This is a genomic window from Priestia sp. SIMBA_032, assembly GCF_046535215.1.
Taxonomy (GTDB): domain Bacteria; phylum Bacillota; class Bacilli; order Bacillales; family Bacillaceae_H; genus Priestia; species Priestia aryabhattai.
In genome coordinates this window covers 313,184-337,730 of sequence record NZ_JAWRXD010000004.1, presented here as the reverse complement: position 1 = coordinate 337,730, position 24,547 = coordinate 313,184, and the positions used below count along the sequence as shown (strand labels likewise).

At 37.6% G+C, this 24,547-nt stretch carries 26 protein-coding genes and 1 riboswitch; of the genes, 16 read left to right on the top strand and 10 right to left on the bottom strand.

Annotation, left to right across the window (positions count from 1 at the left end):
• The first annotated feature begins 94 nt into the window (after positions 1 to 94).
• Positions 95 to 274: riboswitch (cobalamin riboswitch) on the top strand.
• 92 nt (positions 275 to 366) lie between these two features.
• The 3 genes from SB717_RS15960 (at position 367) to SB717_RS15950 (ending at position 4,437) form a co-directional block, all read left to right on the top strand.
• Positions 367 to 1,893 (top strand): cobyric acid synthase, encoded by a 1,527-nt coding sequence (locus tag SB717_RS15960; RefSeq protein WP_074680358.1) that lies wholly within the window; start codon positions 367 to 369, stop codon positions 1,891 to 1,893.
• A gap of 205 nt (positions 1,894 to 2,098) precedes the next feature.
• Positions 2,099 to 3,157, top strand: a complete 1,059-nt coding sequence (locus tag SB717_RS15955) for a FecCD family ABC transporter permease (RefSeq protein WP_410904190.1) — start codon at positions 2,099 to 2,101, stop codon at positions 3,155 to 3,157.
• Positions 3,154 to 4,437 (top strand): ABC transporter ATP-binding protein, encoded by a 1,284-nt coding sequence (locus tag SB717_RS15950; protein ID WP_410904189.1) that lies wholly within the window; start codon positions 3,154 to 3,156, stop codon positions 4,435 to 4,437. The genes SB717_RS15955 and SB717_RS15950 overlap by 4 nt, the downstream gene beginning before the upstream one ends.
• Positions 4,438 to 4,454: 17 nt before the next feature.
• Here the strand turns inward: SB717_RS15950 and SB717_RS15945 are convergent, their stop codons facing one another.
• From SB717_RS15945 to SB717_RS15915, 7 genes are all read right to left on the bottom strand, one after another.
• The gene (locus SB717_RS15945; protein WP_410904188.1) at positions 4,455 to 5,138 is read right to left on the bottom strand and encodes a hypothetical protein; all 684 of its coding nucleotides are present in this window, start codon (positions 5,136 to 5,138) and stop codon (positions 4,455 to 4,457) included.
• A gap of 182 nt (positions 5,139 to 5,320) precedes the next feature.
• Complete coding sequence (locus SB717_RS15940) at positions 5,321 to 5,746, bottom strand: Hsp20/alpha crystallin family protein (protein ID WP_028412844.1); 426 nt, start codon at positions 5,744 to 5,746, stop codon at positions 5,321 to 5,323.
• Positions 5,747 to 5,835: 89 nt separating this feature from the next.
• Positions 5,836 to 6,339, bottom strand: a complete 504-nt coding sequence (locus SB717_RS15935; protein WP_028412845.1) for an Hsp20/alpha crystallin family protein — start codon at positions 6,337 to 6,339, stop codon at positions 5,836 to 5,838.
• Between the two features lie 96 nt (positions 6,340 to 6,435).
• Entirely contained in the window at positions 6,436 to 6,633 is a 198-nt protein-coding gene (locus SB717_RS15930; protein WP_074680366.1) for a spore germination protein, read from the bottom strand.
• A 103-nt stretch (positions 6,634 to 6,736) separates the two neighbouring features.
• Positions 6,737 to 6,979 carry a spore germination protein gene (locus SB717_RS15925; RefSeq protein WP_074680368.1) on the bottom strand — a complete coding sequence of 81 codons (243 nt, stop codon included), beginning with the start codon at positions 6,977 to 6,979 and terminating at the stop codon, positions 6,737 to 6,739.
• A 143-nt stretch (positions 6,980 to 7,122) separates the two neighbouring features.
• On the bottom strand, positions 7,123 to 7,902 hold the full coding sequence (locus SB717_RS15920) for an STAS domain-containing protein (RefSeq protein WP_074680370.1): 780 nt from the start codon (positions 7,900 to 7,902) through the stop codon (positions 7,123 to 7,125).
• 181 nt (positions 7,903 to 8,083) lie between these two features.
• A complete protein-coding gene (locus SB717_RS15915) occupies positions 8,084 to 9,289 on the bottom strand; it encodes a TcaA 3rd/4th domain-containing protein (RefSeq protein ID WP_410904187.1) in 1,206 nt (401 codons plus the stop codon).
• A gap of 198 nt (positions 9,290 to 9,487) precedes the next feature.
• On the opposite strand from SB717_RS15915, the gene SB717_RS15910 reads away from it, so the two are divergent.
• The 3 genes from SB717_RS15910 (at position 9,488) to SB717_RS15900 (ending at position 12,238) form a co-directional block, all read left to right on the top strand.
• Positions 9,488 to 10,633: an acyl-CoA dehydrogenase family protein gene (locus SB717_RS15910; RefSeq protein WP_074680374.1), complete on the top strand. Its 1,146-nt coding sequence runs from the start codon at positions 9,488 to 9,490 to the stop codon at positions 10,631 to 10,633.
• Positions 10,634 to 10,735: 102 nt separating this feature from the next.
• Positions 10,736 to 11,290, top strand: coding sequence for a GrpB family protein (locus SB717_RS15905; protein WP_074680376.1), 555 nt, complete (start codon positions 10,736 to 10,738; stop codon positions 11,288 to 11,290).
• A gap of 15 nt (positions 11,291 to 11,305) precedes the next feature.
• Positions 11,306 to 12,238 (top strand): alpha/beta hydrolase, encoded by a 933-nt coding sequence (locus tag SB717_RS15900; RefSeq protein ID WP_410904186.1) that lies wholly within the window; start codon positions 11,306 to 11,308, stop codon positions 12,236 to 12,238.
• A gap of 318 nt (positions 12,239 to 12,556) precedes the next feature.
• Here the strand turns inward: SB717_RS15900 and SB717_RS15895 are convergent, their stop codons facing one another.
• Positions 12,557 to 12,709, bottom strand: a complete 153-nt coding sequence (locus SB717_RS15895; RefSeq protein ID WP_013057618.1) for a YflJ family protein — start codon at positions 12,707 to 12,709, stop codon at positions 12,557 to 12,559.
• A 150-nt stretch (positions 12,710 to 12,859) separates the two neighbouring features.
• Here SB717_RS15895 and SB717_RS15890 point away from each other — a divergent pair, with 150 nt between their 5' ends.
• The 7 genes from SB717_RS15890 (at position 12,860) to SB717_RS15860 (ending at position 20,921) form a co-directional block, all read left to right on the top strand.
• Entirely contained in the window at positions 12,860 to 13,723 is an 864-nt protein-coding gene (locus SB717_RS15890; RefSeq protein ID WP_410904185.1) for an alpha/beta fold hydrolase, read from the top strand.
• Positions 13,724 to 13,858: 135 nt separating this feature from the next.
• Positions 13,859 to 14,446, top strand: a complete 588-nt coding sequence (locus tag SB717_RS15885) for a class F sortase (protein ID WP_410904184.1) — start codon at positions 13,859 to 13,861, stop codon at positions 14,444 to 14,446.
• Positions 14,447 to 14,678: 232 nt separating this feature from the next.
• Complete coding sequence (locus SB717_RS15880; RefSeq protein WP_410904183.1) at positions 14,679 to 16,217, top strand: AbgT family transporter; 1,539 nt, start codon at positions 14,679 to 14,681, stop codon at positions 16,215 to 16,217.
• A gap of 264 nt (positions 16,218 to 16,481) precedes the next feature.
• The gene (locus SB717_RS15875) at positions 16,482 to 17,708 is read left to right on the top strand and encodes an ammonium transporter (protein WP_013057612.1); all 1,227 of its coding nucleotides are present in this window, start codon (positions 16,482 to 16,484) and stop codon (positions 17,706 to 17,708) included.
• 14 nt (positions 17,709 to 17,722) lie between these two features.
• The gene (locus SB717_RS15870; RefSeq protein WP_410904182.1) at positions 17,723 to 18,085 is read left to right on the top strand and encodes a P-II family nitrogen regulator; all 363 of its coding nucleotides are present in this window, start codon (positions 17,723 to 17,725) and stop codon (positions 18,083 to 18,085) included.
• 612 nt (positions 18,086 to 18,697) lie between these two features.
• Positions 18,698 to 19,606 (top strand): hypothetical protein, encoded by a 909-nt coding sequence (locus SB717_RS15865; protein ID WP_074680388.1) that lies wholly within the window; start codon positions 18,698 to 18,700, stop codon positions 19,604 to 19,606.
• Positions 19,607 to 19,823: 217 nt separating this feature from the next.
• Positions 19,824 to 20,921, top strand: coding sequence for an acyltransferase (locus tag SB717_RS15860; protein ID WP_098622615.1), 1,098 nt, complete (start codon positions 19,824 to 19,826; stop codon positions 20,919 to 20,921).
• A gap of 133 nt (positions 20,922 to 21,054) precedes the next feature.
• Here the strand turns inward: SB717_RS15860 and SB717_RS15855 are convergent, their stop codons facing one another.
• Complete coding sequence (locus SB717_RS15855; RefSeq protein WP_098622614.1) at positions 21,055 to 21,342, bottom strand: hypothetical protein; 288 nt, start codon at positions 21,340 to 21,342, stop codon at positions 21,055 to 21,057.
• 221 nt (positions 21,343 to 21,563) lie between these two features.
• On the opposite strand from SB717_RS15855, the gene SB717_RS15850 reads away from it, so the two are divergent.
• The 3 genes from SB717_RS15850 to SB717_RS15840 all read left to right on the top strand — a co-directional run bounded on the left by SB717_RS15850 (position 21,564) and on the right by SB717_RS15840 (position 23,219).
• Positions 21,564 to 22,052 (top strand): GyrI-like domain-containing protein, encoded by a 489-nt coding sequence (locus SB717_RS15850; RefSeq protein ID WP_410904181.1) that lies wholly within the window; start codon positions 21,564 to 21,566, stop codon positions 22,050 to 22,052.
• A 93-nt stretch (positions 22,053 to 22,145) separates the two neighbouring features.
• Positions 22,146 to 22,436 (top strand): hypothetical protein, encoded by a 291-nt coding sequence (locus SB717_RS15845; protein WP_014459532.1) that lies wholly within the window; start codon positions 22,146 to 22,148, stop codon positions 22,434 to 22,436.
• Between the two features lie 324 nt (positions 22,437 to 22,760).
• Positions 22,761 to 23,219, top strand: coding sequence for a hypothetical protein (locus tag SB717_RS15840; protein ID WP_098622612.1), 459 nt, complete (start codon positions 22,761 to 22,763; stop codon positions 23,217 to 23,219).
• Between the two features lie 41 nt (positions 23,220 to 23,260).
• On the opposite strand, the gene SB717_RS15835 is transcribed toward SB717_RS15840, so the two are convergent.
• Positions 23,261 to 24,481: a DUF418 domain-containing protein gene (locus tag SB717_RS15835; RefSeq protein ID WP_410904180.1), complete on the bottom strand. Its 1,221-nt coding sequence runs from the start codon at positions 24,479 to 24,481 to the stop codon at positions 23,261 to 23,263.
• Positions 24,482 to 24,547 lie beyond the last annotated feature (66 nt).

Below are 24,547 nucleotides of genomic sequence, written 5' to 3'. Positions count from 1 at the left end.
ATAGCATAAGAGACCCAAATAAGTATAAACACAGTAATATATAATAATAGAAGAAAATCGTTATTGTGAATGGTTATAAAATTCGTTACAATAAAGAATAAATGATTTTAAAAGTGCCTCTAAGGAGGATAATAGGGAAATCGGTGTAAATCCGGTGCAGCCCCCGCTACTGTAAATGTGGATGAACCTGCAAAGACCCACTAGTCAAACTAGGAAGGATGCAGAAGTAAAATGAAGCATAAGCCAGGAGACCTGCTTTTAAAAACCCCTTATTTTTCGGTGGGAGAAATAAGTCAAGACAATGTGTTAATGAGCGCATGACCAAACCTTGACTTTTACAGTTAAGGTTTTTTTATGTGATAGGGAGTGGAAAAAGTGAAAAAAGGAAAACCTCTTATGATTCAAGGAACGCACTCAGACGCTGGAAAAAGCATGATTGCTACAGCGTTTTGCCGTATTTTTAAAGAAGACGGCTATCAAACTGCACCGTTTAAATCGCAAAATATGGCGCTTAATTCATACATTACAATGGATGGAAAAGAAATTGGAAGAGCGCAAGGAATTCAAGCAGAAGCGGCTGGAGTCGAAGCAACAACCAATATGAATCCTATTTTGATTAAACCAACTCGTGATCATGAATCTCAAATTGTCGTTCATGGAAAGCCGCTTCGTAATATGTTTGCTTTTCAGTATCGGCAAGAATTTTTTAATGAAGGTTTGAACGTTATCACGGAGTCTTATAAAGAGCTTGCCAATCATTATGATCGAATTGTGATTGAAGGTGCTGGAAGTCCTGCTGAAGTGAATTTGAACGATCGGGAACTGGTAAATATGCGCGTAGCAAAGATAGCCCAAGCCCCTGTTGTGTTAGTAGGAGACATTGATAAAGGAGGGGTTTTTGCGAGTTTAGTGGGTACTCTTCAATTGCTCCCAGATGAACATAAACCTAGAGTAATTGGGGTGTTAATCAATAAATTCCGAGGAGACTTAGAGCTTTTAAAACCGGGGTTGAAGTGGTTTGAAGAATACACGGGAGTTCCGGTACTAGGAGTGATTCCTTATATGCATGACGTGGAAATTGACGCTGAAGATTCGTTATCACTCAGAAATTACTCAACGCTTGTGAACCCGTTAAAAGAAATCGATATTGCGGTTATCTCGTATCCTCGCATCTCAAATTTTACAGACATCGATCCTTTAAGCTTAGAAGAAGACTGTCACGTGAGGCTTGTAACCAAGCCGTCGCAATTAGGTACGCCTGATTTAATTGTTTTACCAGGAAGCAAAAATACGATTGAAGATGCGCAGTTTTTACAAGAAAGCGGCCTGGCTCTAGCCATTAATCAAGTCTTGAACACAACGAACGTTCACGTCATTGGCATCTGCGGAGGATATCAAATGCTAGGGGAGACAATTACAGACCCTGATGCAGTAGAATCTCGGATTGAATCCATTAAAGGGCTGGGCTTGCTTCCAGTGGAAACCGTTATGACAACCAGCAAAAAAACAGAAAGAGTTGCTGGGTATGTCCAGCTAGAAAGTGAAAGAGTTTCGATTGAAGGCTACGAAATTCATATGGGAAAGACGGTTTCTAAGAGTACCACGGAAGCTTTTGCAGTGGTAGAGCATGAAAAAGAAGGAACGGTTAAAGACAACGTTGTTGGCACGTATGTTCATGATGTGTTTCATAACGATGCTTTGCGCAGGGCTTTGCTTAATCAAATTCGTAAACATAAAAAATTGCCGCCTATTACGGACACATTCAACAGTCGCCTGCAAAAAGAGGAGTCTTTTTCAAAAGCAGCAGCATATGTGAGAGAAGCTGTAGATATGGAAAAGCTTTATCATTTAATTGACAACTATAAAAGCCCCGAGCAAGCACAAAAAGTGTAGCTTGTAGAGGTTTTCGCTTGTTTTTTCACCGGGAACTTTAGTACGCTATTCTACGTTGCCTAGTTCAACAGTCTAGCACTCGTAACAAATAAAAGATGATTGTTTCCAATACTATGTAGGATGGAAACATGGTTTATGGACAGGAAAATGAATGGTTAATGTAATGTAAAACATCACGCCTCGTTTCCTAGAGGAGCTGAACGTATTGATTTTTAAACGTATTTTTTTAAACAAAGCATCTATTTTATACATAGTCAGTTTATTTATTGTATGTACTTCGGTAATTATGGGCGTATTTATTGGTACAGTTTCGTTAACCGTAGGAGATACAATCAAAATTATTATTGGCCACCTTACCGGGCTATCCTTATATCACGGTCCGGAAAACATGGATTTAATCATTTGGCAAATTCGTTTTCCAAGAGTACTGGTGGCATTTTTAGTAGGAGCTTCGCTTTCAATAGCAGGGGCTGCCTTTCAAGGGCTATTAAGAAACTCGCTTGCTGATCCTTATACGATCGGGGTTTCCTCAGGTGCAACCCTTGGCTCTGTCATGGCAATTTATTTTCATTGGAGTATTTTTGGTTTGTCTATCTTCACACTGCCTGTAGTCGGCATTGTATCTGGTTTTATTACTCTTCTTTTAGTTTTTGGTATTACGAAACTCGCAAGCGGCAATTTGGCCAATGAAACCATCATCTTAGCAGGGATTATTTTATCATCCTTTATGAGCGCGCTTATTTCATTAATTGTAGCTCTTTCTCCTGAAGAAGATGTAAGACAGGTTTTATACTGGCTAATGGGAAGCGTATCAATGAGAGGATGGTCTCATATTCAAATTTTAGGGCCGTTCTTTTTAGTCGGTACGATTATACTGCTGTTACATGTTAAAGAGCTGAACGGCTTAGCATTTGGCGATCAATCCGCTCAGTTTATGGGAATAGACGTAAAGAAGAAAAAAAGAATGATTTTAATAGGTGCATCCGTATTAACAGGGGCTGCGGTATCAGTATCTGGGGCAATTGGATTTGTTGGCTTAGTTATTCCCCACGTAGTGCGTCTCGTAGCGGGAGCTAATCATAAGCATGTACTGCCGCTTTCTATTTTAATCGGAGGAAGTTATTTGGTTTTAGCAGATTTATTGGCACGAACGATATTAGAACCTCGTGAACTGCCGATTGGAGTCGTAACCGCCTTAATTGGTTCGCCGATTTTTACCCTGCTCCTTGTAAAAGAACGTATGCGGAAAAGAGGAATATCATGATTGAACTATATAATGTGACAGGAGGATACGATAAGCAGCAGCCGACCGTTCGTGACATCACGTTCACCGTAGACAAAGGTTCTTTTGTCGCTTTACTAGGACCAAATGGAAGCGGGAAAACAACGCTTATTCGCTTGATTATGAATGTATTAACCATTCAATCAGGAGAAGTGAAGGTAGAAGGAAAGTCAGTGAAGGCTTATTCACCAAAGCAGCTGGCGCAAAAAGTTGCAGTCATGACGCAAGAAAATCAAATTGGGCTAGAATTTACGGTTCAAGAAATTGTTTCACTTGGACGTTACCCTTATCAGGCAAAAGGATTGTTTAGCACTGTATCAGCACAGGATGAAGAAGTGGTGGAAAGCGTGCTGAAATTAACAAACGTTTGGCACTATAGAAATCATACTTTTCAATCGCTGAGCGGTGGAGAAAAACAGCGGGTTTTACTGGCTAAAGCACTGGCGCAAGAACCTGACTACTTACTTCTTGATGAACCAACGAATCACTTAGATGTAAAACATACGATGGAACTGCTTCAGCTGTTAAAAACGTTACAGCAAGAAATGAGCTTAACGGTCCTGGCCATTTTGCATGATCTCAACATCGCCTCGCTGTTTGCAGATAATGCCGTGTTACTGAAGGATGGAAGAGTAGAAGAAACGGGGATGGATGCCATTTTCCATGATGCAGCTACGTTAAAAAGAGTATATGGCGTTGATTTGCATGTATTTCACCATCCCGCTGTGAACAAGCGGCAAATTGCTTTTGTGCCTCCGCATCAATATCCAGAGACGGACTTCCATGAGTTGTATCAGTTACAAAAGGAACCCGGCCTGTTGTCTTTATCATTTGTTCGTCCTCTGAGAACTCTTTCGCTTGGTTCAAATGAAACAGGTCTAGACTGGTGTCAAGAAATTGTTCAACAGCAAAGCAGTGCTAACGTGGCGTGGAAATCTGCGTCTTTATCCAGTCATGAAGTTCGCTTAAAAGACGATAAAGGTTACTCGTGGCTGGCTGTGCTGACACATGGACAAAAAGAGAATGAAATGAATATTGTTCTACTAACAAATACACCGCTTTCGGACGCGAACTTACTTCATGCTGCGATGAAGGTAATTGAGTACCGGGCTTTCTTAGGGAAAACAGGACGTATTGCTGTAGCATCATCTCATCATAAAGAAGAAAATCAAGAAGAAATTTCAGAGTTCTTAATGGAACGCCTCCAAAAAGAATTACAACTATTTATGGAAACAAAAATGACCGACAATTGCTTTAAGTAAGCAGTAGCGGTCATTTTTTATTCTTCGGAGTGATCGTCAGACTTTTCTGTTTCACCTCCTGAACTCATCGTTGTCTCAGTTGTATGTTCATCAATCTTTTTTTCTTTCAGCTTAACAGAAAACAAGTCTTTGACTTCTTCATCTACTTGATCAGAGTCAGCGCTGTAAGTGGTGCCGATGTTTAAGTGGCCGGTCAGATCTTTAATGCCTAGCTGTCCGAAATTATTACTAAGATCAATTTTGTCTAACAGTACTTTTTCGACCATGATTTTTTCAACAACAATGGACTGCTTTGGCTGAGTTACTTCATCAATCTTTTTGTCAAGAGTTTTCACCATCTCATATAAGGCTGTATTGGACGATTCTTCCTTTAACGCAGAGAGCTGATTTTGAATAGCTTCGAAATTAGGAGCTGACTGCATAGCCGAGAGTAAATGAGCTGTTTGCTCGTGCAGTTGAGACAGTGATTGAATAAGGTGAGCTGATTCATGTAATTGCTGATGAAGCTCTTCTATTTTAGGGATCGCGTCGGTTAAACGCGTCACTTGATCAATAATTCCCTGCAGGTTCAGCGCTGAATCTGACGAAAGAGTAGGTTTTGTGAATTCAGCTTCAGCAGAGGTCTTAGGCTCCATTTTGCTAGGCAACTTCTTTGGCTGCTGAGAAGGGCTCTTTAGATTAGAATGTTTTTTAGTTTTCATCTTTTGGGGTAATTCTTTCCGCTTTTGATTAGAACTTTGGTCTATGGGACTCACTTTTTTTTGGGTTGGAAGGGAAGACGGATTTATTTTGCGGACTGTTTCAATTTTAGGCGATTGTTTAAACCACTTAGAAAACATGAAATTCCCTGCCTTTCATGCTACGTATAGTTCTGCACAATAAATTACAAATCAAATTTCACATGCAAAAGACCATCTTTAAATGATGCGTGACACGGCGCTTCACCTACAGCAGGTGGAAGGATAATTGATCGTTGAAACGTCCCTTCACGTCTTTCTTTGTGAAGAACATTTGCATCCTTCATCGTTAAAAGAGATGAACCGGATATGTGTAAAGTATTTTCGTGCATGGTCAATTCAACATCTGTTCGTTTAGCACCGGGTATTTCAATCACAACTAACAGTTGATTTGCCCATTCGTATACATCAATTAAAGGATAGTCTCGATACTCATTTACAATCTGAGGAGAAGCATCTGCTTCCGTATCATTCTTTTCTTCAGGATCATCGTCAAAAATCTTTTCCCAAAATTTTGTATGGTTTTCTTCTTGTAACGTTTCTGCCCACTTTTTAAACTTTCCATGATTCATATTTGTCACCTTCTTTAAAAAAATAAAACAAGGCCTTTTGCCGCTTTCTATTTTATATGTATGCATGAAAACAGAAAAAAACGTCCACTTTAATCTAAATCGTGGACGTCTATTTGAGACATAGGAATATTAACATGTTTAGGCATCCGGATTTCCAACACCCCGGAACGATATACGGCGCGCGTACCTTTTTTGCGAACTGAACAAGGAAGCTGAATTTCTTCTTTGAAGGATTCTTCTCCATCTATTCCTTCAATCGTGCACACGTATGGAGTATGATAGACTTTAATGCTTGATACAATATCACGGTTAGGGATTTTTAACTGAACAATGCATTCGTCTAATGTATTGATGACGTTTGAATCAAACCTTCTTAGCTGTTGTCCATGACCTTCATTTCCCACATCCTGCTGTTCTTTCATCATGTCTTGGGCTTGCTTAAAGAATTCGTTTCCTTGCATAAAATCCGGAAAAGAATGGGACATCGTAGAAGAAATCATTTGCTGAATATATTTATTCATGTCTTTAGATGCCATTCCTTTTGGGATATTTTCCATCATTCCTTTAAAAGGAGACTTTCCAAATGGAAACATATTTATCCACCTCCTTGTAGTGTGCTAAGTAACATGACTGAATTGTCAAAGCTAAATTTGATTTCCAATTGGAGCTGAAGGGTTTGCAATTTGATCTTAATCACTTACATCAGGATCTAACACGCCCGTATTCATTTGAGAGCAAGTAGGAGAGAAGTTACCTAAAGAAAAATTTGCGCCGTTAAACTTTGAGTTCGCCGTGTGACTGTTTTGAATGGTGGAACCAAAATCAATATTTGCGTTTTGCGTGACACCATTTGGTACGATATTAAAAACGTTAATTTGAAGAGGCATAAAGAGACTCCTTACTGTTTTTATTCATTCCGCTCTAACTATCGCTTTAAGAGAGAATGTATTCACCGTTTGTCGTCATACTGTTGACAAGCATTGCCCTATATCACTGCTGATAACCATTGGCATGATCAACGTTTGCAATATCTGTTTGGTCATTTGTATCAGGATCGATATAAATGTTCCGCATTTTCGAGGAAGCAGGTGAGACATCGCCATAAGAAGAGTTCGTACCAGTGGATTTTGAATGAGCCGTGTGACTGTTATGGAGTGCTTCGCCAATGTTGACAGAACCGTTGCTTGAGATACTGTTGATCTTTAAATTATAAATGTTAATAACACTTGGCATACGCTCTCACCCTTTTCTATGGTTGATTAATGTATCCTATGATGATAAGTGCCTAAACGTTCACAATTCCTCATAACTAAAATCGCCTTTTCCGGTTGAAGGAAAAAGCGATTGAGAGAGGATTACTTAATGATATGATGGGCTTATGAAATGGGTGCAATACGATAATTCTTTTTTTCTAAAATGTAAGAGATGCTTTGTTGAACAGTGGAAAATGTCTGCCAATTAAACTGAGAGTCTACAAGCGAAAGAGCCATTTTTGAAGACAGACCAACAATAAGGCAAGTGGTACCAATCAACCGCAAGGCATCATGAAGAGTGTTAATATAATAACCGTGTTCTTCGTCTAACGAATGAAGGGAAGACAAATCAATAAGCACATGGCGCGCCTGTTCTTTTACAACTGCCTCTAACACCGTTTCAGTCAGCTTCTTTCCACGTTCTATATTCATCTTACCGGTAATGGGCACAGCTAAAACCTCGTCCCATATCTTTAATAAAGGGGTAGATAAGTCCTCAATTAACTGTTCTTTTTCAAGCTCTGCTTCTGCTTGATCAGTAAAGTCTAATAACATAAGCAAGTAGCCATAACGCTCACCGTCTTTTGTGTCAATGGGGTGAATCACGGCTTCTGCTACGTATTGAGTTCCAATCGTTATACGCGTCCGGTAAGTGGTATGAAGAGAGGTGAGTAATTTTTTTACTTCTTCAGAATTGGAATGAAAGAAGTCCATATGCTTTCCAATTAACTCCTCAGTGTGAGATAACTGGTAGATTGGGAGTACTGCTTGGAGTGTTTCAATTGCTCTTGCATTCATCCACTGCACACGATGGTCTTTATCCGCAATGATCATGGTTTCTTGAATATTTTCTAAAATCAAATGTCCATTAAGCTTTTGTGGAAGTCGTCCAATTCCATTCATTCTCCATCTCTCCTTATGCGTGTATTAAGTTTATGTACATCTATTTTATATTTTACAGTGAAAAGAATGAAGAAGGCTATAAGAAATTTAGTAACGTGTACAGGAATCATGGTAAGTTAAAACGTAGGAGTAAGCACTTGCTTCAATCAAAAAACTCCCCTGTGTAAAAGGGGAGTTCACTTTATTCATATGATTTGATAAAATCAACGTTATATTTTTCAACGCTTGATAAGTAGGAGTCTCTAAATGATGAATCAGGCGTATACCACGACTTTCCATAAAAATAGGCTTGAAGATCTTTCGATTTAAATACATACCCATGTCGCGCATAGATTTCATTCCGAGCTAGCCTTAGTTCACCAGAGCTCAAGCTGCTGATATCACTATAGCTTAATTTGTAAGAATCCGAACCAGGAAGAATAAAAGAACTTGAAGTAGCATAAGAGCGCGGCCCAGGCACAATCACTTCTCGTTCTTTTATGACGGTTTTTTCCTTTTCGACGGGCGGCGTTTGTATATTCAACGTAATGCTTTCTTCACTTTGAATAGTGTAGGGACTGCTTTTGAACGTGGTGCCGTCTTTTTGCACTTCTGCATGAACAGTGACGCTTCCATCCGTGGCAACAGGACCTATTTGTGATGAGCTATTCACCTGCAGTCCCGTGCTTTTTCCGTTTATAAATAAAATAGCGTCATCTCTATTCGATGAGATTGTAACGTAAGCCCCTTTAAATACAAGAGATATATTTTCTTCTTTTTGCCGATGAAAATTTACAGTAGTTTGATCTGTAAGTTTTCCATAAGAGCTTTCATAAAAAGCCGTAAGCGAATAATTTCCAATCATAAAAGGACCTATTTTTTGCGTTTGATTTTTGGATATCGATTGTTTTGTGTCGTTAACTGTAATCGTTGCATCTTCTGGCGTAGTGAGGGAGATATAATAAGGTGAAGGCACGACCACATACTGTTTTTTGAAGAATAATGAATGTTTCTGTTCTTTTATTGTAAAATAGACACTCGTTTTATTTTTTAAGTCATTTTCAACGCCACCTAAAATAGAACCATCGGAAGTTGCATCCAACAGTGCTTGAATAGATGTGTCACTGATAACTATATTAGACTGTGAAGAGTCTAATAACTCTCTTAACACAGCTGTATCTTTCGATTCTAATGCCTCAACAAAGCGGTCAGCCGTTTTTTCTTCTGAGCTAGCGAACAGGTTATACAATACACAAGTTAAAATGAGTATAAGCGCAATACCCCCGCCAATATACCAGCCCTTTTTATGCTTAGCTGCAGCCGGCGACACCGTGAAAGAAAAGCCGCAGTTATTGCAAAATGATTGGTCTTTGCTTGCACTGGCACCGCATTTTGGACATTGATTCATTCACACCATCCCTTTCTTTTTATTCCATTAAATGTATGGAACGTATAGGTAAAAAAGACCATTAAATTGGAAAAATAATAAACCGAACGAGAAAGATAAACACACCAAACATGCACAGTAAGAGTGAGATGTGCTATGATAAAAACTATATATTAATCCGATAGGGACACTCTGTCATATAAAAAGGAGATGAAGCAAATGAGTGTTTCATTTGTAAATAAAAACCAAAAAGATACGTATGAAAAACTGCTGCCTCTAGTCGAAAAATTTAAGAAACGAGCTTTTAAAATAGATGAAGAAGGTACGTTTCCGTTTGAAAATATTCAAGAGTTAAAAGAAGCGGGCTATACACGTCTTTCTCTCGAAAGCAAATATGGCGGAGATGAATTACGCCTTTATGATTTTTTATTATTTCAAGAATTAATTGCTCAAGGAGACGCTTCTACGGCTCTTAGTATTGGATGGCATATGGGAATTACAATGGATTTACGTGAAAAACAGCCTTGGAATCAACAAATGCTCGATTTTATTTTTAAAGAAATAGAAAAAGGTGCACTTATTAACACCGCTGCTACTGAACCGAAGACAGGAAGTCCTACTCGAGGAGGAAAACCTGAGACGACAGCCGTAAAAACAAAAAAAGGCTGGCAAATCAATGGTCGAAAAACATTTACTACAATGTCTCCAGTCTTAAATTACTTTTTGGTAAAAGCCAGCATCGAAGGAGAAGAAGAGATCGGCTTATTTTTAATTCCTCGTGAAACAAGTGGACTTTCAATAGAAGAAACATGGGATATGATTGCAATGCGTGGGACAGGAAGTCACGACCTTGTGCTAGAAAATGTCGATATTGAACACGATTTTCTTGTTGAACGCCTAGGTGGCTTTAAAAAGAATGAGCCAAGCGGCTGGCTGCTTCATATACCAGCTTGCTACATGGGTACAGCCATCGCAGCAAGAGATTATGCTGTTGCATTTGCTAAAGAATATTCTCCTAATAGTATTGAAGGAACGATTAGCGAATTGCCAAATGTGCAGCGTTTAGTAGGAGAGATGGAACTTGAACTCATGCAGGCGCGTCACTTTATGTACAGCGTGGCAAGCAAATGGGATGAGACCAGCGATCGATCAGCATTAGCGGGAGAATTAGCAGCTGTCAAACACGTAGTGACCAATAGTGCCTGTACGGTCGTCGACAAAGCCATGCGCATAGTTGGGGCGCGAAGCTTACAGCGCAGTAATCCGCTACAGAGGTATTATAGAGATGTGCGTGCCGGCCTTCATAACCCTCCTATGGATGATATGACGGTTATTAACTTAGCGAAGCAGGCGTTTACTAGATAAAAGCGCTTCATAGTCTTAATAACATGTTAAATGATGAAAAACTGCTGATTATAGGCTATTCTATAATCAGCAGTTTTTTCGTTGCAAGAGGAGGAATTGAAGATGAAGTCTGTAAGAAAAATTCAGCTGACACCCTATAATATCGCGTGGGAAAAGGAATTTACAAAAGAAGCTGCCGCCTTAATAACTATAATGTCAGCTCAAGTTTTAGAGATTCATCATATCGGAAGCACTGCTGTTCCCGGCTTAAGCGCAAAACCGATTATTGATTTACTTATTGAAGTGAAAGATATAAAAAAGGTAGATACATATAATCAGAGGATGGAACAGCTTGGTTACGAAGCGAAAGGTGAAAACGGCATAAAAGGAAGACGATACTTCCAAAAAGGCGGAAATGAAAGAACGCATCATGTTCATATGTATGAAAAAGGCCACCCAGAAATTAATCGACATATATGGTTTCGAGATTATCTGCGTACTCACCCTGATGCAGCAAAAGAATACGAAACGTTGAAAACAGAACTAGCGCATCGCTATCGCTTTGAACCAGAAAAATATGTGGAAAATAAAACGAATTTTATTCATAAAATAGATGGGCTAGCTTTAAAATGGAGAAAGGGAAGCAGCAATAAGAATAGGAAAGATGATCTTAGATAAAAAGGAGGAACGAGCTTGACTCCAGTTCTAAATCGACAGACAAATACAGGAAAAAAGAAAAAAACAATATGGATCAGCCTGATATCCTTTGTTATTCTTTGTTTGGTACTTTGTACGGCAATTTCTCTTTATGTGGGCATAAGCCTGACAAAACTAGATAAAAATCCTGCTGTGAAAAATCCTGGTGATTACGGCATGCACTATAGCAATCAAGTATTTTTGAGCAAAGACGGAATAACCCATTTAAAAGGATGGATGATTGAACCAACGGAACAGCCAAAAGCGACCATCATTATGTCACATGGATACGGAAATAACCGTGAAGCACAAGGAGCTGGCTTTCTGCCGCTGAGTAAAGAATTTGTAAAAGCGGGATATCGAGTAGTCATGTTTGATTTTAGAGATTCCGGAGACTCAGAAGGGAATCAAACAACGATTGGTGTAAAAGAACAGCTCGATTTATTAGGCGTTATTCAGAAAATGAAAGAAACAACAAAAGAGCCAATTGTGCTCTACGGCATTTCAATGGGAGCAGCCACTTCTTTATTAGCAGCCTCTCAAGATGAAGACGTAAAAGCTGTAGTAGCGGATAGTCCTTTTAGTGATTTAACCTCTTATTTAAAAGAAAATCTATCTGTATGGTCTCATTTACCAAACTTTCCGTTTACACCGCTAACAATTGCTATTCTTCCTGTTATTGCAGATGTAAATCCTGCTGAAGCTAGCCCTATTAAAGCAGTCGAGCATATTTACCCTCGACCCATTTTATTTATACACAGCACAGGAGATACAAAAATTCCTTACACTGAAAGCGAAAAAATGGCTAAAACACACCCGGATGCTTTTCACTTCTGGAAAACTAAGAAAGCAGAACACGTTCAAAATTATCACGTATACAAAAAAGAATATGTAAAGTACGTACTATCTTTTATTGAGCAATCGCTGTAAAAAAAAGAGGCTGGGACAAAAATACGTTAGACGAAATGTAAAACGAACCATTGATCAAAACTTTTGATTAGTGGTTCGTTTTTTTTGTTAGGACAAACGTAGATTTCATGTGTGTAAATCTTTCTAGCAGTTGATTGGAGAGCAAGACGAAAGACTCCTGCGGGGAAAACGGAACAGGTGAGACCCCGCAGGAGCGCAAGCGAGGAGGAGGCTCAGCGGCCTGCACGAAAATCAACTGCGGTGTCTCAAGCAGTTCAGCTCATATACCCAATTTGTTCATCTTTAGATGGGATTCATTTCGTTATGTCTCAACCTCTTTTAGCCGTTGATTTTACCTTGTTCTATAAGCTCAGCATATAAATTACGAAGAATGTAGGTTTTATAACTTTCTAGCTTTCTTCCATCAATTTTAGAGATATTGGCCGCTTTTAACTGCTGAACAAACCAGCCCTTTGAATAAATATGAGCCATTGTTAATCACTCCTTCAAAAAAATCCACTCTAAATAATTAACTATATTCATAAAAAGAACTAAAAAGAAGTGAACGAAGCAAATGAATTTACGTTCATTTTTTACAGCGTTATACTGCTCTACAGCTACTTATAAAGGAGGAAATGAACAATGAGCAAACAGTATATAAACGTAAATGGCGTCAATTTGCACTACATAAGCAAGGGACAAGGAGAGCTTATGCTATTTCTTCATGGGTTTCCTGACTTTTCGCATATTTGGCGACACCAGATAGATGAATTTTCTAATGATTTTCACACAGTTGCTTTGGATTTAAGAGGATATAACTTATCTGAAAAGCCAAGCGGACTAGAATCATACGAGATTGATGTATTAGTAGAAGATATTCGCCAAGTGATTGAAGGCTTAGGATATAGCTCCTGCACGCTAGTTGTACACGATTGGGGAGCAGGAATCGGATGGACATTCGCTTATCGCTACCCGGAATATGTACAAAAATTAATTGCTTTTAACGGTCCGCACCCTTATACATTTATGCGTGAGCTTAGAACAAATAAAAATCAGCAAAAAGCAAGTGAGTATATGAAATGGTTTCAAAAACAAGAAGCACAGGACTATATGGAACGAGACAACTTCTCAGGTTTGCGTAAGCTTGTGATCGACCCAGGTGTAAAAAAAGGATACCTAACAGCTGATGATGTTCAAGCATACATGAATTCTTGGGAAAATGGCTCTGTGCTGTCCATGCTAAGTTATTACCGCAATTTAAAGATTTTCACGGAAGAAGACCTTCGAAGAAAATCTTTGTTTCCGTTAGAAGAAGAAGTGTTAAATATCCCGGTACAAATTATTTGGGGAAATCAAGATCCTACTTTTATGCCTGAAAACTTAGATGGTATTGAAGAATATGTGCCAAACATATCTGTTCACCGATTAGCTGAAGCATCTCATGCCCCTCAGCATGAAAAGCCACGAGAAGTAAACGGCGTGATGTGGAATTTTTTAAATAAGTAAAGATAAAAAGAGGCTCAGACAAAAGTAGTTTAGTTGAAAGAAGATCCGAACGATGAACTGAGATTCTTAATAGAGAATCCAACTCGTTCGGATTTTTTATGGCACAGGTTTAATATATAGAGTGGCTTCTAGCTGTTGATTGGAGGAAAAGGAAATGCTGTATTAGCAGGACACGTAGACAGTAAAACCGGTCCTGCCGTCTTTTATAATCTAAAAAACTTAAAAAAAGACGATGAAATTACCGTAAGAGATGTACAGGGGACCACGCTTACCTTTGTTGTTAAACGTACAAAAAGCTATCCGCGAGATAAGGCACCTTTAAACGAAATTTTTGGGTACAGCAACAAACGTAATTTAAATCTAATTACGTGTACAGGCACGTTTGACCGTGCAGAAGGAACCCATCAAGAGAGGTTAGTTGTCTATACAGAATTAAAAGCTGACCAAGCAAAAGAATTGGAGCGTGAAGCAACTGCACCAAAACCTCCTACACATGTAAAGATGAGCGGTAATTTGCTTACGTGGTATGCGGTACGAGAAGGCAATATTATTGGTTACCGAATTTATAAAAAGAACCTAGGGGGAACATTTGTCCATATTGGCAGCGTTTCGGAATTTGAGCGAAAAAGCTTTGCTGACTCCGACGCATCTCAGTCTCGTTATTATGTAACAGCTGTTAACGAGTCGGGAAAAGAGTCTGCTCCATCTAGTATAGCGAAATAACAAAAAGCTCTCTTCAAACGGAGAGCTTTTTGTTATTTTTGATTGTCGATTCAAAAGATCTCTTCTGGCTTTCTATTTATCTAAATGCTATTAGTTTTAATAGATAAATAAGAATTCCTTAAAAATAATACTTGAATAATATAAATATTCAGATTATTATGTACTAATAGTCTTTTTTGGTAATTAAAAGGAAAAAAACCAAAAAGAATCTAAAAGAAAAAGGAGAGAAAGTATGGCACAACCTAATTTGCAAACAGAGCAAAAATCACATCCAACAACCTTTCTAGACAAACTATTAGGAAGAGTAGAAGCATTCGGAAACAAACTACCTGATCCTTTTATTTTGTTTGTATGCTTAGCTCTTATTATCGTAGTAGCATCTGTTGCTATTAATAGTATGGGAGTAACGGTGGTCCATCCTGGTACTAATAAGACTCTTCCAATTAAAAGTTTATTGTCGCATGAAGGCATTCAGTATATCTTAACATCGATGCTGACCAATTTCACTGAATTTAAGCCCCTAGGACTTGTACTTGCTATGATGCTTGGAGTCGGACTTGCAGAAAAAGTAGGTCTGCTTGAAGTGGCCATAAAGAAAACGATTTTAAATGCTCCAAAAGCTCTTATTACATACGCCATCATTTTTACAGGAATTATGGCCAACTTAGCCGCAGATGCTGCTTTTGTCATCGTGCCTCCGCTTGCCGCAATGATATTTTATACAGTAGGAAGACACCCGCTTGCTGGATTAGCAGCAGGATTTGCTGGGGTGGGATCAGGCTTTACAGCGAATCTTATTATATCCGGAACCGATGGATTGTTATCAGGCATTTCTACTGAAGCTGCTAAAACAATTGACCCAAGCGCTGCTGTCAGTCCTGCAGCGAACTGGTACTTCATGGCGGCTTCTGTATTCGTTTTAACTATTATAGGAGCGATCGTTACTGAAAAGATTGTAGAACCTAGACTGGGTAATTATAAAGGAAAAAAACGCAATGATTTTGGTGAAATCAGTGAGGTAGAAGCAAAAGGATTAAAAAACAGTATCGTTGCTACATGTATTTATATCGTTGTACTAGCTGTTTTCTTATTTTGGCCCAACTCTCCTCTACGAAATGAAGACGGTGGAATTGTTCCATCTCCTTTTTTAGATGGTATCATTCCGATTACGCTGCTGTTTTTTGTGGTAGTTGGCTCTGTTTATGGAATAACAGTAGGGAAAATCAAAAGTTCTAGAGATATACCTGCTTATATGACTGATTCGATGAAAGATATGGCTAGCTATATTGTCCTTATTTTTGCCGCTGCTCAATTTATCGCTTACTTTAATTGGACTAATATTGGAACGTGGATTGCAGTAGAAGGAGCGGATGCATTAAAAGCACTAAATCTAACTGGCCTTCCAGTTGTAGTTGGTTTTGTATTTTTAACTGTTGTTTTAAGCCTTCTTATTTTTAGTGGCTCCGCTCAATGGGCACTAGAAGCACCTATTTTTATTCCGTTATTCATGCTGTTAGGATACAATCCTGGATTTATTCAAGCAGCTTACCGAATAGCAGATTCGTCTACGAATGTAATCACTCCTTTAAATCCATACATGATTGTCATTTTAGCCTTTATGAAAGAATACGAGCCGAAAGCAGGACTTGGAACCATCATTTCACTTATGCTTCCTTATACTTTAGCTTTCCTAGGAATTTGGATTATAATGTTGATTGTTTTTGCTGTATTCGGTATTCCTCTAGGACCAGGTGTATATATGTATTTGTAAAGAAAAATCCTCTTCTACTCCAAGAAGAGGATTTTTTATGTCATAAATTCTAACACACAAACAATATTTTAGCTTATGTGTACATAGAAGAATAAACAACAAAAAGAAAAGAGTATAAAAAAACAAAAGTTTTCTGAATAAATTTGCAAAAAGTAGTTGCTAAATACATATAAATCAAATATGATAATAAACATAACAAAAGATGTTATATAATCTAACATTAAATTCAGGGGCTATTTATTCGTACTTAAGGGGGAAATCATCATGCAAATGGGCGATTCAGTATTTATGTTTTTTTCGGCATTATTGGTTTGGATTATGACACCAGCTATTGCATTGTTTTACGGAGGCATGGTTCGAAGTAAAAACATGTTAAGTACCGCGATGTATAGTGTAGGTTCCTTAGCTGTTATATCCGTTCTTTGGATAGTAGCTGGCTATTCGTTAGCTTTTTCGACCGGTGGCAATGCTTTTATTGGAAACTTGGACTGGGTGGGATTAAAAGGTGTTGGATTCACTCCAAACGGGGACTACAGCGCAACGATCCCGCATAACATGTTTATGATGTTTCAACTAACATTTGCTGTGTTAACAGTAGCTATTATCTCTGGTGCTTTTGCAGAGCGCATGAAGTTTTCAGCATTTATCTTATTTGCTATCCTATGGTCATTATTTGTATATGCACCCGTTGCACACTGGGTTTGGGGAGTTGGCGGATGGCTTCGTGAACTAGGAGCTATTGACTTTGCTGGCGGAAACGTCGTTCACATTTCATCAGGTGTAGCAGGATTAATTCTAGCTCTTGTTGTTGGAAAACGAAAAAATGCCGATGCTGCAGCACCTCACAATTTACCGCTAACTCTTTTAGGCGGAATGCTGATTTGGTTCGGGTGGTTTGGATTTAACGTTGGAAGTTCCTTAACTATTAACAGCGTTGCAATGACGGCTTTCATTAACACGAATACAGCGGCAGCAACAGGAATTATCGGCTGGCTTGTAGTAGAGTGGATTATTAATAAAAAGCCTACGCTGCTTGGAGCCGTTTCGGGAGCGATTGCTGGACTTGTAGCTATTACACCAGCTTGTGGATTCGTTACACCGTTTGCTTCTATTGTAATTGGTTTTATCGGCGGAGCAGTTTGTTTCTGGGGTATCTTCTCACTTAAAAAGAAAATCGGTTACGACGATGCGTTAGATGCATTTGGTCTCCACGGTATCGGGGGAACATGGGGAGGTATTGCAACAGGTTTATTTGCCACCACTTCTGTAAATGATGCCGGTGCGAATGGTTTATTCTACGGAGATCCAAGTCTACTATGGAAACAGCTAGTGGCTATCGTAGCAACGTATCTATTTGTCGGCATCGCTACCTTCATTATTGTTAAAGTCGTTGGCTTAATCGTATCTCTGCGTGCGACACAAGAAGAAGAAACGCTTGGGCTTGATATTACGCTGCACGGTGAAAGAGCGTATCATGAATCGAATATGTAAAAGGGGTGGGCACAGTGAGTGATGTTTTAACAAAAATTGAAATTATTACACGCCCTTCAAAGTTTGAAGAGCTTAAGCAAGAACTAGCAAAAATTGGCGTGAGCGGTATTACGGTTACAGATGCGTTAGGATGCGGATTGCAAAAAGGCATTACGGAACTTTACAGGGGCATCAAAAAACAAGACAATATGCACGCCCGAATTAAAGTAGAAATTGTTGTGTGCGAAGTTCCAGTATCTGACGTTGTTGATAAAGCAAGAAAAGTACTAAATACAGGTCAGCCTGGAGATGGGAAAATATTTATCTATGAATTAAAAAATGCCATTAAGATCCGAACAGGGGAAGAGGGATCACAGGCATTACGAAATAATAGTTAAACTCGGGGAGAATCGGAAAACAAAGGGTCATATAAAAGGTGCATAGTATGCACCTTTTTTTAGGTTGAATAGTTACACGGCATGTTTCCTCACGGTGACATGCTTTTTTGTTATATATACAGCCAAAGAGTATATTGTAGAAAATAACTATATTTTTATTTTTTCAGCTTCTCTTTGTATATGAGATTGAATCTATTATGAAAGATTGCGAAAAAAAAGGTGTACATAAACAGTAAGCTTTTTCATCGTTTTCAGAAATAACATTTTTCACAAAGATATTCGAGATTATTATGGAATTAAATAAAAGAAGCTTATTTAGCTTAAAAAAACAAACCGCATTGCGGTTTATTTTTGTTCACAACGGATGATTTGGATAAACCAGATAAGCACTGCTATTATCTGGTTTAGTTTCTTAATTAAGTAGGGAACGTTTAAAATAAGATTATTGAATAAGTGAGTAATTAGATAACCTCCTAGATGAAAGGGGTGCTTCAATTTAAAGCTTTTTCATAAAAAAACAAAAAAAGTTGAAACTTTTTTCATCAAAAAACGTTTATAAAGTAATAGAAAAAAATGGGTACGGTTATTTACACTCAAAAAGGAAGTGAGAGCGTGGCGACGCTGAAAACTAATTATTTGACTGACTTATGCTTAATCTATAGAGAAAGTCAATTTTATGTAATGCAAATACCTAGTTTCTACAAAAAAATGGCTAGCAAATACTTTCAGTTTCAGCCCCAAGAAAAAATAATTGCGTATTTACACAGCTCTTTTATAGCAGGCCTAGATAAAAGGGGAATTTGCTTTACAAATAAGGGGATTTACTGGAAAAGCAGAGGAATGAAAAAAGGAAAGATATCATGGGAAGAGTTCGCCAATATTCAATCCATTACCATTCGAAAAGAAGAAATGATCTGTTTTAATGACGTGGAGAAATTTCAAGTCAATCAAAACGATTACTCAGCTAGAAAGCTAGTATCTCTATTAAAAAAAATCAAGAAATTTATTCGCACTCATTCTCATGAATATATGTGTCAAGACTATATATATCCGTGTGTATCCTCAAAAGAATTAACTTCTATTTGTTCATCTTTTCAAATTCATCAAACACCTGATCCAAAAGATGTGTTGTCGGTAGAAGGACAACTATGTGAAGAAGTTGAAAAAGAGATGCGAAACAGGCTCTATTTACCTGCAAAAGAAAAAATTGTAGCTCATTTAAATACATATCCTCTTCAAAAAACCGAAGGGATTACCGTTTGTTCTAAAGGAATTTATTTCTCAAAATCTTTTAAAACAGTTTACTACCCTTGGCACTTATTTCGCCACGTGAGTATTTCTGTGGAAACCGAGGAATTAAAAATTGCTAAAAAACATTCGTTATCTCTCAACTCAGCTGCCGTATCAAGCGGGGAAGTAATGCTGTTTCTCAAACAAATTAAACAGCATGTGCAGGCGTTGTATGAAAAAGAAGTCGATATTAAACACGATAACAAGTTTGCATGGAAGATGTTAATTTAAAAAACAGGTTACCGGTAATCTGTTTTTTTGTTTTTTAGTTCTTTAGAATCATTTATTTGGAATATTGAAAGACATCATACAAGTAAACAAGACTAGAATATTGGAAGTTAAGAAATTTTTTCCATGACTATAAGGTTAATTTTACCAAAATCTCTTTTTTGTTTGGATAATTATGCTAAAATAGAGCTCGAGTTTATTTTAAGGAGCTGACAACAAGATGGAACGTAATTATTCAATTGATTTTATTAAGTTTTTTGCTACAGTGTTTGTGGTTTGTATTCATGTTAATCCATCACATGACGATTTCTTTTTAGGGAACCAAGAAAATGTGCTAGATGTCATTGTTGACACATTTGCACGATTCGCGGTTCCTTTTTTCTTTATTGTATCAGGTTATTTGTTCATGAATAAAATTCAAAAACATCCAAAGCCTTCTGCATACTTAAAAAAATACACGTGGAATATTTCAAAGCTTTATGCATGTTGGTTCATCTTTTATTTATTGTTTGGCGTAGTTCTGCGCTTATTTCAGAACCACGGAACGTTAGCAGAGCGAAAAAATGCAGTAGCTGATTATTTAACATCATCTATCACATTCAAAGATATCTTTTATTATGGAAGTGACACAAGCGGATTTCAGCTTTGGTACTTGATTGCATTAATTTGGGCTGTTGTCATCGTTTTCTTATTTCAACGATGGAAAAAGATCGGCTTATTAATGCTTATCAGCACCGTATTATATGTAACTGGGTTATTTGGACAGTCTTATTCTTTATTTTTTCCACTTTCTTTTCAAACGAGAGATGCCCTGTTCTTTGGTTTGTTCTATACAGTATTAGGAGCTATGTTTGCCCTTTATGGTAAGCAAATTCTGTCAGTATTAAACGCAAGGCCCATGATTTATTTAGCCAGCTTTTTTGTGTTTTCAGCGTTAGAGATCGTTGAGCGTTACTGGTTGGTTAATATCCAGCACAGCAAGCCCGGAGACTATTTTATTTCTACGATTTTTTTATCCGCATCATTGTTTTTATTCGTATTAAGCAGTCCAAGTCTTGGCAAAAACTCGTTTTTCTCAAAGGTTGGGAAAAATTCAGTTGGCATTTATGTAGTGCATATATGTATATTAAATGAGACCTACCGATTGCTTCGTTCCATAGATTCTTCTTTTTTTACAAATAGTATCGTCGCATATGTACTTATCGTCCCAGCAGTTTTTTGGTGCTCGTACTATTTATACAGAGGAATTCAATGGACAAAGGGAAAATTACATGCAAAGCCGCACAAACATTCGTTTACAAAGCTACAGCATAAATAAGAAAAGCACCGGAGCATGGGACTGACCCCAAAGCTTCCGGTGTTTTTTGATAAAAAATGAATCATTTAAAACCTAATTGGCTTGAGCTTCGTCTAATGTATTGAAAAAGAGCTGGCTAACTAAGCCAGCTCTTTTATGATGCAATAGCATACAAAAGCTGCTTTTGCATTTTAGGAGATAAAGGAATATTTTGATACAATTCGTAAATATGATGTTCGTTCCGGTGATAAGAAATCCAATCCTTGTATGTTCCTTTTAAGAAGATGCGAAAAAACACGATTCGCTTATTCGTGCCGCCTGTTTTTAATTCAATTTTCAAATCATCTGTTTCTAATGTATACTGTACTGTAGAAGAGGAGAGAGCAAGTTTAGTTGTTTTTTTACTTGTTTTAATGAATTCGGCAAGTTCAATGATCTTCATTTTTTTACCTCACTCTATTGTAAATTAGGGGTATCTTATACGTATGATATGTACAAAGAAAATAGAATCGTTTTTTTATAGTTTAGAAGAATGATCTTCAGCCCCTTCGTTAAGGGATTTGCATAAAAGGTTGACGTTTTCTTTGAATACAAATAAAATGCATATTAAGAAGTATTTCCCTCATTGTAACTACAGAAAAAGAAGAATTAAGGGGGCTCAATATGTTGACTGACTTAGTCGTAAGTCAAAAAGTAGTCAAGGTAAATGAATTTACTGTTGTAGGAGTGCCTATTCGAACAGATGAACCTGTGGAAGAAACGGGCACAGGTCTTATTCCTAAGCACTGGCAGACTTTTTATAAACAACAGTTAGCTAATAAAATCGCCAATAAAGTAAATGGTAATACATTTGCTCTTTATACAGAATTTGAATATAATCAAAAAATGGATTTTACATTTGCTCTAGGATATGAAGTTTTACCCGGCGGAGAACTCAAAGATGATATGAGAGAGTTCATCATCCCAGAAGGTGAATATATGGTGTTTACAACAGCTGTTGGGCCAGCTAGACAGGTAGTCGTAGAGGCTTGGGCTTATATTCGCGAGTGGGCTAAAAAAAATCATCGTGCCTATAAAATAGATTTTGAATTATATGATGAACGCTGTATTGATCCTGAGTTCAGTCAAGTTGATATTTATGTTTCGATTTAATAGCTAGTTTTGCTAAGTAGTTAAGATGCAGATAAGCGTTTTTTGCTGCGTTCTTACTTTTGACGATAGGAATACAAAAGGGGTTTAGCGAGAGTGATCAGCAACGATTTATTACAAGCTTTAAAAGACGGATATAAACAGAGAATTAAATGGGTACTTATAAGTCAAATGGCACTGTTCATCGCCGTAGCAGTCATACTTGTATCAAATTTTGTCACTAAATTTTCGTTTAACCAATTGAGCTTTATTTTTGTTTTAGTTAGTATAAGTTCGCTGTTATCAGGGGTAGAGCACGTATTGTTAAAACGTGAGAAGTGGCAATGGATTTTTGATTTTATTTTAGCTGCTTTTTTTATTGGTTTATCTATTTTTTTACACCGTTAAAGCGCCTGGTTCAGCGCTTTTTTATTTTGAACAGCTCAGCACACAAATTTCGGATCTTTCTAGTATAAGCAAAACAAAAATAGGTATTTATGACGAAAACAGTCAGAAAATTTAGTAAAAAAGTCTTGTATCTTGTCTTTATTTCGATTATGATAAGTTTACACCCTTCGTATTCACTTCTTTGGATGTCAGTACCTCTATTTTCACACTACAGAAAAGAGGTGAAGCCATTTCTTCAGTTTTCCTGCTAGCCTGCATATTAACCCTTTTAGCTATTTTATTTAGTAGCAACTACCCTCAAAATTAAAGGAGAGATCCGCGCTTATGTCAAAAGCTCCTGTAAAAAACGATATTGAACTTCAACTATCTGAAACGCACTTTTTTCAACTGCTTGATTTAATTTATTTAGGTAACTGGATGGTCACAGCATGTTCTGGAGTGGAAGATGAGCATGCACAGGAATATACGGATGTAGAAAAACAAATGTTTTCACACGCAGAGCCTTTCCTTGAAAAAGGACCTTTTCACATGCTAAACAGTGAGGTTATGTTTACAGAAGAACATGAAGATTCTCTTCAAGATATTATTGGAGAATACGATAACGAAGTATTTTGGGAAGCGCTAGCCTATCGCATGGCTAAACGAGATGTGATAGAGCAAATAGGCCCCATTAAAGAAATAAAAAATGAAGTTTTTATGCAAATTTTCCATCGAGAAATGGATTATATACGAGAGTTTGAGAAAAATGGAATTAAACGAATAACCATACCGCCTTTGCAGTAAAGGAGACAAATCGGCTTTCAAACTTGAAGGCCGATTTGCTGTTAAACTGAAGCTTTCCTATTCCGTCTGAGCGGTGGGAAAGATCGGTACGTAAAGCTTCGCCATAACCATTCACACGGACCGTAGTAGAAATAATAAAGCCACCACTTATTGAAAAAAAGCTGGAGTGTATAGATGACGAGACATATAATCGTACTTTCCGTTAAGGTAAGACTTCCGTATAAACCAAATACTCGAACGATACACAGGCAAATTAAAGTTTGGCTAAGGTAAGTTGTTAATGCCATTGTTCCGCTATATTTAAAAAGAACAAGTATTGAAGCGTAAGGAGAAAATTGCAGGAATAACAGTAAGGTGGTAAGATAAAAAAAACATAGAAAAATGCCGCTTAAGCTTGTAAAAAGGTGAATGGCCGCCTGCTGATAGAGTTCGTATCTTAAAATCTCTATTTTTAGCATGGCGAGAATAATAGTTAAAGTGAAACCTGCTGCACCTGTTATTAACTGAATTTTCTTAAAAAAAGAACGATTTTGTTCGATATTATGCACTAATCCTTTTTTAGCAGTATATAAGCCAAATAACAACATAGAAAATACGGGAAAGATAGAAAACGGTAGATTTAATAGCATAGGCACCACTTCAACATTCAAACGATAAAACAGCCAAGATAAATAGTCTGCTTGCCTGTAGGTGAATAAATATTGGGTGAAAACATGTTCATGTAAAAATTTATACTCCGACTGAACGTCCTGCAAGACGTGTGCTGGAATAAAAAACTGCATACAAGCCAAAAGATAAAAAAAGCACAGCAAGCCTATTGCCCACAGCAAAATCGTCTTAGCTTTTCGATTGTAAAAAAAGAATAATAAAAAACCACCAATAGCATATACATGCAAAATGTCTCCATACCATAAAAATATAAGATGAAAAAGCCCGATTACTAGTAAAGCAGCCATTCTTCTTGACCACAAAGCGGCGGCAAAGTACTGCTTTTCTTCAGCTCTATGCAAAAAAATGCCGCATCCAAGTCCAAACAAAAAAGAAAAAATGGTAAAAAACTTCCCTTGGACAAACAGCTGCAAGAATAAATCAATATAAGCATCTATTCCTTCATACTTATAAGAAACATTGTACAGCTGAAAAATAAATATCGGAGAAGTAAAAGCCGGTATATTCACTAAAAAAATGCCCAGCAAAGCAATGCCCCGAATAATATCAAGAACAACAAGACGTTCGTTAAGGGGAAGTGGAGAAGGATTCATCGCTGTCGCTCCTTTTGGTTAGATATGTACATCTTAACACGGCAGTGGGGAAAAAATAGGTGGGAG

Coding starts and splice junctions, on each gene's coding strand:
- SB717_RS15940 (WP_028412844.1), bottom strand. CDS start 5,746: ATGAATCATGGAAAGTTTAAAAAGTGGGCAGAAACGTTACAAGAAGAA.
- SB717_RS15930 (WP_074680366.1), bottom strand. CDS start 6,633: ATGCCTCTTCAAATTAACGTTTTTAATATCGTACCAAATGGTGTCACG.
- SB717_RS15875 (WP_013057612.1), top strand. CDS start 16,482: ATGCAAATGGGCGATTCAGTATTTATGTTTTTTTCGGCATTATTGGTT.
- SB717_RS15920 (WP_074680370.1), bottom strand. CDS start 7,902: ATGAATGGAATTGGACGACTTCCACAAAAGCTTAATGGACATTTGATT.
- SB717_RS15910 (WP_074680374.1), top strand. CDS start 9,488: ATGAGTGTTTCATTTGTAAATAAAAACCAAAAAGATACGTATGAAAAA.
- SB717_RS15925 (WP_074680368.1), bottom strand. CDS start 6,979: ATGCCAAGTGTTATTAACATTTATAATTTAAAGATCAACAGTATCTCA.
- SB717_RS15895 (WP_013057618.1), bottom strand. CDS start 12,709: ATGGCTCATATTTATTCAAAGGGCTGGTTTGTTCAGCAGTTAAAAGCG.
- SB717_RS15915 (WP_410904187.1), bottom strand. CDS start 9,289: ATGAATCAATGTCCAAAATGCGGTGCCAGTGCAAGCAAAGACCAATCA.
- SB717_RS15850 (WP_410904181.1), top strand. CDS start 21,564: ATGTTGACTGACTTAGTCGTAAGTCAAAAAGTAGTCAAGGTAAATGAA.
- SB717_RS15880 (WP_410904183.1), top strand. CDS start 14,679: ATGGCACAACCTAATTTGCAAACAGAGCAAAAATCACATCCAACAACC.
- SB717_RS15905 (WP_074680376.1), top strand. CDS start 10,736: ATGAAGTCTGTAAGAAAAATTCAGCTGACACCCTATAATATCGCGTGG.
- SB717_RS15835 (WP_410904180.1), bottom strand. CDS start 24,481: ATGAATCCTTCTCCACTTCCCCTTAACGAACGTCTTGTTGTTCTTGAT.
- SB717_RS15840 (WP_098622612.1), top strand. CDS start 22,761: ATGTCAAAAGCTCCTGTAAAAAACGATATTGAACTTCAACTATCTGAA.
- SB717_RS15935 (WP_028412845.1), bottom strand. CDS start 6,339: ATGTTTCCATTTGGAAAGTCTCCTTTTAAAGGAATGATGGAAAATATC.
- SB717_RS15860 (WP_098622615.1), top strand. CDS start 19,824: ATGGAACGTAATTATTCAATTGATTTTATTAAGTTTTTTGCTACAGTG.
- SB717_RS15950 (WP_410904189.1), top strand. CDS start 3,154: ATGATTGAACTATATAATGTGACAGGAGGATACGATAAGCAGCAGCCG.
- SB717_RS15890 (WP_410904185.1), top strand. CDS start 12,860: ATGAGCAAACAGTATATAAACGTAAATGGCGTCAATTTGCACTACATA.
- SB717_RS15855 (WP_098622614.1), bottom strand. CDS start 21,342: ATGAAGATCATTGAACTTGCCGAATTCATTAAAACAAGTAAAAAAACA.
- SB717_RS15945 (WP_410904188.1), bottom strand. CDS start 5,138: ATGAAAACTAAAAAACATTCTAATCTAAAGAGCCCTTCTCAGCAGCCA.